This is a genomic window from uncultured Microbulbifer sp., from assembly GCF_947498635.1.
In the GTDB taxonomy this organism is placed as follows: domain Bacteria; phylum Pseudomonadota; class Gammaproteobacteria; order Pseudomonadales; family Cellvibrionaceae; genus Microbulbifer; species Microbulbifer echini.
Map to the genome: position 1 here is coordinate 1 of NZ_CANMKV010000003.1, position 11,153 is coordinate 11,153.

The window sequence follows — 11,153 nt, forward strand, 5'->3', positions numbered from 1 at the left end:
GTGGAAGCTTACTAGCCTACAGCCAGCTGACCTCTCTCGCTATTGCCAAGTGTGTCGGTTGTTATGGGAATCTAGGCTCTTTAAGAAGCAGTAAATTATTAAAGTAAGTTCTGCATATAAAAATCAATACACTGAAAGTTTGATATATTTTACCCATCCCTAAATAATTACATAAAATCGAACACATTTTATGTATTCGTGCGTCGGCATATTCGCAGGTAAGAACTATCTTAACTGTGACTTCTGATCTTAGCTTTAATGCGAAAAAAAACGCCACTACTGCCATCAAAGTAGCTGCCCAAAATTCCGCAAAAAGCTTTCCAAAACAAAGAAATGTCCCTTTCTCATTAGGACAGTCTCGCAAGTAATAAAAGTTAGGGGTGGTTATATCGCGCATAAATTCCAGTAGGATTTAGTAACGCTGCTCCAGATCGATACAGAATCCGAGTTTCAGGGCACGGTCGAACTGGATGGGGACCACCGAGCTGAATTGGCTGGAGGTGCCTATGTTTTAAGCAGCGATTACGGTATCTCGTTATCCCAAACATCTGAGTACCCATTATTACCACAATGGATGTGCAAGGTTGTGTATATTCTTTCCAGAATATACTCTAGATCTTTATCTTCAATTGTTTCGTCAACTATTTTCCAGTAGAACTTTGCCAAAGCCGCTGCTTCTAATTCGCTACTGACACCAGACTCAATGATATTTAGAATATTTGTGTCTCCAAACTCATTTGCATAATGAACTAAAAGTTCTTTCTCTTTTATGTTTCTAAATTCAATCATAACGTATCCTGTGCATCTCGAATTACAGACATTCTATCTGCGACCCACTCTAATTTTGAACGGAGTTCTGAAACAGTCATTTTTTTTGTGGCGGCAAGAAGGTAGTGGTGCTTCTTTTTATCTGTTGGGTCTACGATGAACTCTAAACCTTCGGGAATATCAGCCTTTTCCAATACCCAATACCCAATATACATGAATTCTTTGTCCCGGATTTCTTTTAGACTTCATCCGGTGGATACCCTTTAAGTGCTGCCAGTGGCCAGAAAATGAGAGCCCGTGCTCTGCTGAAGGGATAATCCAGTTGCCACACCCAGAGAAAACGTAATCGTCTCTTTGGATACCATTTACGACTTCCCGATTAGTGCTGTTTGGGTTGATATGCAGTGTTGGGTGCTCACCCTCGACAATTGGCCTTGCAAACCATTTGCTTAGCCTTTTGATCGAGTCCCTTAAGTCTTCCGTTGTTTTAAACTGCTCCACTCTATTTCCTTATATGACTCTAACAACTTCAAATATTTATATCTGATTAAAGTGCCCAGAGCTGACCATATGCCTGGCTCCATTTGCCCCAAGGCAAGACAAAGTTCATCCTTTCGGAAGGTTATAGGTTTTCAACCAAATGGCAACCAGAGATACTGAGCTGTTACTGATCTATCAAACCTCGCTTCTCAAAATGAGCCCTCAAGTGGCAGATGAAAACAACGCCGCCACCGCCAACAAAGTAGCCACCCAAATCCCACAAAGAATCTTCCAAAATAAAGAGGCATCCCCTTTCTCAGTAGGATCTTCCCTTAGGTAATCCGGGTTGGGATTGGCGAGGTCGCGCATAAACTCTGTAAGCGTGGAATAGCGCTGTTCCAGGTCGATACTGCATCCGCGCTCCAGGGCGCGGTCGAACCAGATGGGGACTACTGGATTAAACTGACTGGCGCTGCGGTAGCGCAGGCGTTCGAAGTCGGCGTGGGAGCGGCAGCTTTCTATTTCCTCGCCGTAGGGCAGTTCGCCGGTAAACATTTCGTAGGCAATAGTGGCGAGGGCATAGATATCGCCGCGAATACCGCTGTTATGCCCGAGGATATAGTGGGGGTCGGAGTAGCTGGCGGTGCCCAGCGCTTCCGGGTGCTCCAGAGGGCGGAAAATCTCGGCACTGCCGGCGACATAGACTGAGCCGAAGTCGATAATTTTCACCCGCCCGTCGCCGTCAATCATGATATTGGCCGGGCGCAAATCCTGGTGAATGGTTTCCTGATCGTGGAAGGCCTGTAGGCCGGTGGCGATCTCCTTGATGATACGAAACGCCTCCGCCGGTTTGGGGAAGGGATTAACGGTGATCCACTGCTCCAGGGTGCTGCCCTGTACATACTCCATCAGGTAATAGAGCGCGGTGCGCGGGCGAGTCTGGCGGTGCAGGCGCACTACCTGGGGGCTGCGAATACGCAGGCCTATCCACTCTTCCTGAATAAAGCGGTCGATATAGTGGATATCGTCCTCGTAATTGACCGAGGGGGTTTTCATCACCAGGATTTCCCCGGTGGCACTGTCGCGCACCAGGTACAGCTGGCTGCGCTGGGAGGAGAACAGCTCCCGCTCCACCTGATAGCCATCCAATACCATGCCCGGTTCCAATTCCGGCGGGAAGGGCAGGCGGGTAAGCTGGCGGCTGTAGTCGTCCAGGGTGGTTTGTGGCAGTGCCTGTACCTTTACCACTAATGCGGAGAGGTTATCGTCACTGCCGTTTTCCTCGGCGAGGCGCACCAGGGTTTCCGCTGTTTCCTGTTCGCTAGTTTGTGTATCGGCCAGCAATTCGCGCAGCAAATCCTGTTGGATAAAGTCGTGCACGCCGTCGCTGGTAATCAGCAATACATCGTTATCGGCCAGGCTGAGCTGGCCGTAATCCACTTGCAGGCCGGTATCCATGCCCAGTGCGCGGGACAGCATCTGCTGGTGGTGTGCCAGGGTAATACTGTGATCACGGGTCAGGCATTTAAGGGTATCGCCGCGCAGGTGGTAGATGCGGCTATCGCCGATATGAAAGTAGTGGGCGGTGCGGGATTTAAAGACCAGGGCAGAGAAGGTGCAGAGGAAGCCCTTTTCCTGTTGGGGGAAGTCGTGGCTCTTGCGGTATAGCTTGCTGTTAATGGAGGCGAGGATTTTCTGTCCGGCGTGGGCCACAGACCAGGTATCCGGCACTTTGTAGTAGTCCCGCACAAATTGTTCGGTGGCGGTGTGGCTGGCCTGGGCACCGGCTTCGGCGGAGCTGACGCCGTCTGCCAGCGCGGCGACTGCGCCCAGGTATTCCTGCAAATGTGGGCTTTCTGGCCAGTGATAGAGTGCGGCGTCTTCGTTCTGCGGTTTGATACCGGCACGGGTGCAGAGGCCGTGGCTCAATTGTGGTGCTTGGGCTTCAAGGTTGGCAGTATCTTCTGCTTGGAGCCCGGAATGGGTTTCGCTCACAGCGCTCTCCTCTCTTCTATCGTCCCCTCTGGCAAACAGCGAAAAAGAGGGCCAGTGGCCCTCTATTACGGGTGTTACTTGGTCAGTGCTATCCGATCACTCCACGCTGATCAACTGCACGGTACCATCTGGCAGCACTTCGGCAATATTGCCTTTGGGCTCTTCCAGGAACAAGCAGGCGAAGAAGATCACCGCTGCGGCGCCACAGATAATCAGGAAGAACTGGCTGTAGCTGACATAAGACAAGGCGGTGAGGAAGGTTACCGCACCGACGTTGCCGTAAGCTCCGGCCATACCGGCGATCTGCCCGGTCATGCGGCGTTTTACCAGGGGCACGATGGCGAACACAGCACCTTCACCGGCCTGCACAAAGAAAGAGCAGCACATGGTGGCAACTACCGCAGCGGGAATCCACCAGCTGCCGTCGATCTGGCTCAGTACAAAGTAACCCACGGCCAGGCCGCCAATCAGGAACATCAGGCTGCGGCGGCGTCCCAGTTTGTCGGAGAAGTAACCACCGGTTGGGCGGGCCACCAGGTTCATAAAGGCGAAGCCAGAGGCGAGCAGGCCGGCCTTCACCGGGCTCAAGCCATCAAAGGTTTCCAGGAAGAACAGGGGCAGCATAGAAACCACGGCCAGCTCTGAGCCGAAGGTAACGAAGTAGGCCAGGTCCAGGATGGCTACCTGCTTGAAGTTGTATTTCTCCAGCTCGGGTACGCCTTCGCGCAGGTGCTCTTTGTTTACATTCCAGATCATACGGGTTTGGAAAGCGAACAGTGCTACCAGCAGTCCCCACATCACGTAGGTGGCATTCTGGCTCAGCAGGGCTACGCCGCTGGGAGACAGTTTGTAAGCCAGCGCTGCCAGTGCCAGGTACATGGGCACATTCATCAGCAGGTAGAAATAGAAATCGCGCTTGCTGGTGACTTCCAGGCCGCCGCTCTTTTTGGGCTTGAAGTAGGTGGAACCCTTAGGCGTGTTGCGGGCAACACGGTAGTAGAGGATGCCGTACAGGCCGGCGATGATGCCGGTGAGGCCCAGGGCATAGCGCCAGCCGTCTTCACCGCCGAACAGCAGGGCGAGGGTGGGCAGGGTCATGGCACCGGCGGCAGAACCGAAATTCCCCCAGCCGCCGTAAATACCTTCCGCCAGGCCTACCTGCTTGGCTGGGAACCATTCACCCACCATGCGGATACCAATCACAAAACCGGCACCGACAAAACCCAGCAGGAAGCGGAACAGGGCCAGGGATTCGTAGCTGTCTGCGGTGGCGAAGCCCAAACAGATTAAAGATGAGGTCATCAGCAGTCCGCTGTACACCAGGCGCGGCCCGAATTTATCCACCAGCATACCGATAATGATACGCGCGGGGATGGTCAGTGCCACATTGAGGATTAACAGGGCTTTTACCTGTTGGCTGCTGAGGTCGAACGCTTCCTTGATAAAGACCATTAGCGGAGCATGGGAGAACCACACCACGAAAGTCAGGAAAAACGCAAACCAAGTAACGTGCAGCGTCTTTATTTTGGGATCGCCCCAATGAAATAAATTGAGGCCGCTGGATTGACTCATGACTATTTTCTCCGGCTTCTCAGAAATTTTTACAGGTGGATAGGGATATGGTCGATAGTATTTGAGCAGCGTCACAGGAAAAGTGCGCAAAGGGGGTAGTCCGTGGCGGAATCCACGCAATAGCAGCGTGAGTTAATCCTTTTGGATTAGCACTGTGTCAGGTGCGGTGCAGCCTCTAGAGCAATGCTTACCCCATGGTGAGTAGAGGCAAGAAATTGTCTTATCAGGCATTGGTTTTTGGGAGTAATTGTCGGGCTAGGGGTTTTTAGGCATCTTGCAGGTAAGCGCCCGGATACGCTTTGGTAACTCGCCTCGGTGGCAATGTTTCTTCTGACCGAGCGGAAACTCAGAGGTCGCATTGTCCGCTTGAAGGGCAAAAAATTTATCTGAATGTTGAACAAGTGGAGATAGCCTGTCGTGCAATATACACAGCAACTTGCCGGGCGCGCACTGATGTTTGCCTCGGCCATGTTTGCCGCTAATTTTTCGGTATGGACGCTGTATGCCGTGCTTGGGGTGGAGATACGCGAGCAGCTGAATCTTTCCGCTACCGAGTACGGCATCTTACTCGCGGCGCCCATCCTGAGCGGGGCACTGTTGCGTTTCCCCGCGGGGCTGTTGGTGGAATACGTTTCGGCGAAAAAACTCATTCTTTTGCAAATGTTATTGCTGCTGCCGGTGTTATTTCTGTTGCCCTATATCGACAGCTATGGAGCCCACCTGCTGGCCGGCCTGTGGCTGGGTGTTTCCGGTGTGGCCTTCGTGTTGGGGATTCGCTATATCAGCCCGTGGTTCGAAAGGAGGCAGCAGGGCACAGCGATGGGCATTTTTGGTGCAGGCAATGCCGGAGCCGCGATTACCCTGGCTTTGGCACCGGCTATCCAGAACTGGTTTGGGCGAGAATGGATTGGGCCGGTATACGGTTTCGGCATAGTACTTATGCTGGTGCTATTCGAATGTTTTGCACCGGAAGAAACCCGCTACATGCGCAGCCGGGGCAAGGTGAATATTCATCACCATCTACGTCCACTGATGCAGATCAAGGTGTGGCGCTATGGACTCTATTACTATTTTGTTTTCGGCAGCTTTCTTGCACTTTTATTGTGGTTGCCCAATTACTACCTGGCGGTCTACGGAGTCAGTACGCCGGCGGCGATGGCACTGACGCTGCTGTTTGTGGCGCTATCCAGTTCGCTGCGCGCCCTGGGTGGTTGGTTTGCGGATCGCTATGGTGCACGCACGGTAAATTGGAGTGTTTTCTGGACTTGCCTGGTATGCCTTTTTTTCCTCAGTTACCCCCCGACCAGTATGACGATTCACGGGGTGGAACGGGATGTGCATTTAAATATCGAGGTGGGTATTGAGCTGTTTACCCTGTTGTTATTGGTGATCGGTATTGCTCAGGGTTTTGGTCGCGCCTCTGTGTACAAAACGCTGCACGATAATTTTCCGGCACATATGGGTAGCGTCGGTGGTACTGTGGCCACGATTGGTGCGTTGGGTGGTTTTACCCTGCCTGTGATGTTTGGAATCGCACAGGATTTGGTTGGTATTCACAGTGCGGCGTTTATGTTGCTCTACGGTGTGCTCGCAATTTGTATGTTGGCTATGTATTTGGCTATCCGGAGGGAAGGTTATCAACAGCGTTTGGCTTTCGCCCGTGAAAATAATTTTTTGCAGGAAGAAAGCACGGATTCTGTGGCCTTACCGGATAGGTAGTGCCCACTACCAAATTGGAATTACCTGTGGGTAAGACATGAGAGTCAGGAAGATTTCTGTCGGAAAAAAATGTGGTTTCAACCACACCTGAAAAATTGTAATTTGTCACTGTTAAATTTGTTGTTGCAAAGGAAAAGCGTAATGACCATTTCCAAATTTTCCAAACTGTTTGGTGCTTTACTGCTGGGGGCCTGCAGCACTGTTGCACTACAGGCTGCTGCGCAGGATGGTGAAAATGCCACACTTGCCGACGCGCTTAAATCCGGTGAGGTCGGATTGAATCTGCGTTATCGCGTGGAGATTGTCGACCAGGAAGATTATGACCAGGACGGCATTAATGGAGACGCAACCGCTTCTACGCTGAGAACCCGCCTTAACTGGCGCAGCGGCAGCTACAACGGTTTTACCAGCTTTCTTGAGATGGATGATGTTACTTCCGTCGGCAACGATAATTACAACTCCACCGTAAATGGTAAAGACAATTACCCGGTAGTTGCCGATCCGGATGGTACCGAAGTTAACCAAGCTTATATCCGTTATAGCGGTGAAAATTCCGTAATTACCGCTGGCCGCCAGCGTATTAACCTGGACGGGCAACGCTTTGTCGGCGGCGTCGGCTGGAGACAGAACGAGCAGACTTACGATGGCGTACGCTACCAGTACGGCAGTGCTGACAGCCTGCAGTTGGACTACAGCTACGTGTACAACGTAAACCGCATTTTTGGTGAAGATAGCGCCGGTGCTGAATTTGAAGGCAATATCCAGCTATTCCATGCCAGCTACCCAGTGGCTGAAAACCACAAAGTCAGCGGTTTCGTTTACAACCTGGATTTAGAAAATTTCGTTGAAAATGCCAGCCGCACCTATGGGGTAGATTACAAAGGGAATTTCGGACCGATAAACGCCAACCTGAGCTACGCACGTCAGGGGGATACCGGTGACAACACGCAAAACTACAGCGCCGATTACTATCTGGCGGAAGTGGGCGCCGATCTGGGTCCGGTCACAGCAAAACTCGGTTACGAGGTACTGGGCTCCGATAACGATGTCGGTTTTAAAACCCCACTGGCCACCCTGCACAAATTCCAGGGTTTTGCCGACCAATTCCTGTCAACACCTGACGACGGTGTCGAAGATCTGTATATCAGCGGTGCAATGAAAATTGCCGGTGGCAAGCTGAATATGGCCTATCACAATTTCGATGCGAATAAAGGTTCTGCAAATTATGGCCACGAGTGGAATGTCAGTTATGGGCACAAGCTCACTGAAGATATTTCTGCACTGGTGAAATACGCTTCCTACCAAGCCGACGACCACAGGCTGGATACCGATAAGTTCTGGCTGATGGTGACCGCCAATTTCTAAATTGGCTTTCATCACCCGATAGACAGACCCCGGCTTAGGCCGGGGTTTTACTCTGCAGCGGTCGGTTAATTTCTATAAAAAATTCTCCGGTTTTAGTCCGCTCTGCCCACAGAATTTCCGCTTTTTGCTAGGTTCCCACAAGGCGATCGGCATCACCAAGAGCACCGAGGGAGTACCACCTTTGACCCAAGCATAAATTAACCAACTTGATACACTGACATCAGTTTAAACACCGAGTCCCGCTACCTAAACAGCGCAGTTTTTCTTAATCGCTGCAGGGTGCCGGGACCGTGGCCGTAACGGCCACCAGGGTCTAACAGGAAACTGCGAGGCCTCCCGACATTGGAAAGGCGTTTAATGTTACAAGATAATTTTGGCCGCAGGTTTTACTACCTGCGCCTGTCCGTGACGGACATCTGCAATTACCGCTGCAACTACTGCCTTCCCGAGGGTATTGGCTGCGGTCGCTCCCTTGAGGGGGAAAATCCACTGTCAGTCGCTGAGGTGGGCACCCTAGTGCGTGCTTTCGCTTCTCTGGGCACAGAAAAGGTGCGCCTGACCGGCGGTGAGCCCTCCTTGCGCAAGGACCTGGTACCAATGCTCGAAGCGGTGCGTGCCAGCGACAAGATTCGTCGCCTGGCCATTACCACCAACGGCTATCGCCTGCCCAGCCAGATCGACGACTGGCACCGCGCTGGACTGGATCAGGTCAATGTCAGTATCGACAGTCTCGACCCAGCCCAATTCCACCATATCACCGGCCACGACCGCCTCGATAAAGCCCTTGCGGGATTGGACCGCGCCCTGGCGCTGGGTATCGATACCAAGGTCAACGCCGTGTTGATGCGCAAGTACAACCTGGCCGAACTGGATAACTTCCTCGCCTGGATTCGTGAGACCCCGGTGACTCTGCGTTTTATCGAATTAATGCGCACTGGCGACAACCGCGATTTTTTTGTCAGCAATCATGTGTCCGGTGACGATATTGAAACTCTGTTGTTGCGCGAGGGTTGGGAGCAAGTGATCCGCACCCGAGATGCCGGCCCGGCGCGGGAGTATTTCCACGCGGATTATGCCGGGCGCATCGGCCTGATCACCCCCTATGGCAAAGATTTTTGTGCGAGCTGCAACCGCCTGCGGATATCCGCCCAGGGCAAGCTGCATTTGTGTCTGTTTGCCGATCAGGGCTTCGATATGCGCGAAATAATTGCCGCCGGCGACAGCGAGGCCCTGACGGCGCATATCCGCGAGTTGATTGTCGATAAGACGGCCGGCCATCAGTTACACGAGGGGTTCACCGGTGCCACCCGCAACCTGGCAATGCTCGGGGGCTAGGGGTATGGCCAAGGTGAATCCCAACGGATCGACCATCGGCGTGGTGCTCGCCGGTGGCCGCTCCAGCCGCATGGGCCGCGATAAGGCCCTGCTGGCACACCCTGAGCGAGGCAGCTTCCTGCAACATGCCGAGGGGCTTTTGCGGGCATTGCCTCTAACCCAAGTGGTGACCAGCGGTACACGTCCCGGCGGTATCGAAGATCTGGTACCGGAACAGGGGCCCTTGGGTGGACTCTATTCGGTGGTCCAAGCGACCGGTGCCGATGCCGCCTTGGTGATCCCGGTGGATATGCCATTACTGGGTCGGGACCTCCTCGCCGAATTATTGGCTGAGGGGCAGAGAAGCGGCCGTCCCTGTTATTTTGACCACTTTTTTTTCCCGCTGTGGTTACCTCTCAACGCTAAGTGCCTGGATTATTTGCGCGGTGCTATCGAGGGCCGCAGGCGCAATTCCGTCGGCGCACTGCTGCGTCACCTGGAAGCCAACTCCATTCCTATAAAAAATGCTGGCGATTGGTCTCGCAACATCAATACGCCGGCGGATTATCTTGGCCTGACGATGCCGGATAAAATATCCGAAAACCGTTTTTTAAGAGAACACTGACTATGTCCGCACACGCCAGTAAAGAATTTGTACCGCTCAATATTGCGGTGCTTACCGTGTCCGATACGCGTAACGAGCAGACCGATACTTCCGGCCAGTATCTGGTGGAAGCCCTGACTTCTGCCGGTCACCAGCTGGCGGATAAACGCATTACCCCAGACGATGTTTACCAGATGCGCGCGGTGGCCTCCGCCTGGATTGCCGACCCCAAAGTACAGGTAGTGTTGGTCACCGGCGGCACTGGCTTTACCGAGCGCGACTCCACCCCCGAGGCCCTGACGCCGCTGTTCGATAAAACCGTCGACGGCTTCGGCGAGCTGTTCCGCCATATTTCTTTAGGGGATATCGGCAGCTCCACGGTGCAGTCCCGCGCATTGGCTGGCCTCGCCAATCGCACCCTGGTGTGCTGCATGCCCGGCTCCACTGGTGCCTGCCGCACGGCCTGGGAGGGTATATTGCTCGAGCAGCTGGATGCCCGCCATAAGCCCTGTAACTTTATCCCCCATGTGCGCTTTACCAGCGCGCCCTGTGAGAGCCGGGGGTAATCCGTGAGCCAGTTAACCCACTTAAACCAGCGCGGCGAAGCCAGCATGGTGGATGTTACCGAGAAGGACATTACCGACCGCAGCGCCCTAGCAGAAAGCGGCATTCGCATGAGTGCGGAGGCTTTTGCACTGCTGAGCCAGGGCGCTCACAAGAAAGGCGACGTCTTATCTGTAGCTCGCATCGCCGGTATCCAGGCTGCGAAGAAAACCTCGGATTTAATTCCCCTGTGCCACCCACTGGCGCTGACCAAGGTCGCAGTGGATTTTGAATTACAGCCAGAAAAACACAGCGTGTATATCACCGCTTTCTGCCGCTTGGCTGGGCGCACCGGCGTAGAGATGGAAGCTTTAACCGCAGCCTCCATGGCGGCGCTAACCATTTACGATATGTGCAAAGCCGTGGACCCGGCGATGGAAATCGGCCCCACTCGATTGTTGCAGAAAAGCGGCGGCAAGCGCGGCGACTGGCGCGGTGATGCGCCTGCAGGCGCTTGAGAATTTAAGAGGTAAAACGAGATGGTAAAGGTTTTATTTTTTGCGCGCCTGCGCCAGCAATTGGGTACGGGCGAAATTTCACTGGCGGATTTTTCTGGCAGCCTCAGTGCTTTGCGTGAAGTCTTGTGTGAGCAACACCCGGATTGGAGCGCACACCTGCAGCGTGACGATATCCGTATGGCTCTGAATCAGGAGTTGGCGGAGTCCGAGGCGGTGGTAAATGCCGGGGATGAAGTTGCATTTTTCCCGCCGGTCACCGGCGGCTAGAGGTGTCG

11 protein-coding genes and 1 riboswitch are annotated in these 11,153 nt (G+C 53.3%); of the genes, 7 read left to right on the forward strand and 4 right to left on the reverse strand.

The features are described 5' to 3' along the window. Positions 1 to 522 precede the first annotated feature (522 nt). The 4 genes from Q1A69_RS02045 to Q1A69_RS02060 form a co-directional block, all read right to left on the reverse strand. Positions 523 to 789, reverse strand: a complete 267-nt coding sequence (locus Q1A69_RS02045) for a hypothetical protein (protein ID WP_299580363.1) — start codon at positions 787 to 789, stop codon at positions 523 to 525. Further along, positions 786 to 962, reverse strand: coding sequence for a hypothetical protein (locus Q1A69_RS02050; protein WP_299580366.1), 177 nt, complete (start codon positions 960 to 962; stop codon positions 786 to 788). Before Q1A69_RS02050 ends, Q1A69_RS02045 begins: the two co-directional genes overlap by 4 nt. Before the next feature lie 508 nt (positions 963 to 1,470). Beyond that, positions 1,471 to 3,243: a bifunctional protein-serine/threonine kinase/phosphatase gene (locus Q1A69_RS02055; RefSeq protein ID WP_299580369.1), complete on the reverse strand. Its 1,773-nt coding sequence runs from the start codon at positions 3,241 to 3,243 to the stop codon at positions 1,471 to 1,473. A gap of 96 nt (positions 3,244 to 3,339) precedes the next feature. After that, on the reverse strand, positions 3,340 to 4,815 hold the full coding sequence (locus Q1A69_RS02060; RefSeq protein WP_299580372.1) for a NarK family nitrate/nitrite MFS transporter: 1,476 nt from the start codon (positions 4,813 to 4,815) through the stop codon (positions 3,340 to 3,342). A gap of 417 nt (positions 4,816 to 5,232) precedes the next feature. Here Q1A69_RS02060 and Q1A69_RS02065 point away from each other — a divergent pair, with 417 nt between their 5' ends. From Q1A69_RS02065 to moaD, 7 genes are all read left to right on the forward strand, one after another. Beyond that, entirely contained in the window at positions 5,233 to 6,534 is a 1,302-nt protein-coding gene (locus Q1A69_RS02065) for an MFS transporter (protein WP_299580375.1), read from the forward strand. Positions 6,535 to 6,675: 141 nt separating this feature from the next. Continuing rightward, entirely contained in the window at positions 6,676 to 7,899 is a 1,224-nt protein-coding gene (locus tag Q1A69_RS02070; protein WP_299580378.1) for a porin, read from the forward strand. 218 nt (positions 7,900 to 8,117) lie between these two features. Next, a riboswitch (molybdenum cofactor riboswitch) is annotated at positions 8,118 to 8,268 on the forward strand. Beyond that, on the forward strand, positions 8,257 to 9,234 hold the full coding sequence (gene moaA / locus Q1A69_RS02075) for a GTP 3',8-cyclase MoaA (RefSeq protein WP_299580381.1): 978 nt from the start codon (positions 8,257 to 8,259) through the stop codon (positions 9,232 to 9,234). Its footprint overlaps the riboswitch before it by 12 nt. Positions 9,235 to 9,238: 4 nt before the next feature. After that, a complete protein-coding gene (locus tag Q1A69_RS02080) occupies positions 9,239 to 9,838 on the forward strand; it encodes a molybdenum cofactor guanylyltransferase (protein ID WP_299580384.1) in 600 nt (199 codons plus the stop codon). A gap of 2 nt (positions 9,839 to 9,840) precedes the next feature. Beyond that, on the forward strand, positions 9,841 to 10,383 hold the full coding sequence (gene moaB, locus Q1A69_RS02085; protein WP_299580387.1) for a molybdenum cofactor biosynthesis protein B: 543 nt from the start codon (positions 9,841 to 9,843) through the stop codon (positions 10,381 to 10,383). Between the two features lie 3 nt (positions 10,384 to 10,386). Next, entirely contained in the window at positions 10,387 to 10,878 is a 492-nt protein-coding gene (gene moaC, locus Q1A69_RS02090; RefSeq protein WP_299580390.1) for a cyclic pyranopterin monophosphate synthase MoaC, read from the forward strand. Between the two features lie 21 nt (positions 10,879 to 10,899). Continuing rightward, the gene (gene moaD / locus Q1A69_RS02095; protein WP_299580393.1) at positions 10,900 to 11,145 is read left to right on the forward strand and encodes a molybdopterin converting factor subunit 1; all 246 of its coding nucleotides are present in this window, start codon (positions 10,900 to 10,902) and stop codon (positions 11,143 to 11,145) included. Positions 11,146 to 11,153 lie beyond the last annotated feature (8 nt).